Raw genomic sequence first — 428 nt, 5'->3', positions numbered from 1 at the left:
TGCGCAGTATTACCCTTTTGAAAAACAGCCGGGTTCAAACTTCCGGATAGTGGCAAGCTGTTCTTGTAAAGGTTTGCCATGCTCAGTAACTTGCCAAGCTCACCACTTTGTGCGATCCCCAACTGCCCCAGAACATTCAATCCTTCTTTGACATCGATGACCTGCCCTGCTTTTTGCGCCACAGCAGCAATCATCGGCGGTACATTGGTCGCCGTATTAAGCTGACTTTTGGCTATACCCTTTGGTGCCCACACATAGGTCATATTGTCGAAAGACACATCATCCAGTGACGTCTTGCCAATTTCCGGGATCAGGTCGGAAATGTGAATTGGTTTGGGTGTTGCCACAGCAATGAGGGATTGACCATTATGTTTGAAGGTAGCGACATCTACCTCCATATCCTTGATCTTGCCTTGTGCCTGAATATA

1 protein-coding gene is annotated in these 428 nt (G+C 47.4%); it reads right to left on the bottom strand.

The window, feature by feature from the left end; translation table 11 throughout:
* On the bottom strand, positions 1-428 hold a 428-nt coding region (locus WH96_RS22240; protein WP_047766198.1), incomplete at both ends, for a hypothetical protein.

This window comes from Kiloniella spongiae, from assembly GCF_001026905.1.
In the GTDB taxonomy this organism is placed as follows: domain Bacteria; phylum Pseudomonadota; class Alphaproteobacteria; order Kiloniellales; family Kiloniellaceae; genus Kiloniella; species Kiloniella spongiae.
The sequence above is the reverse complement of the archived record's forward strand: the minus strand, read 5'-3'. Positions and strand labels throughout refer to the sequence as shown.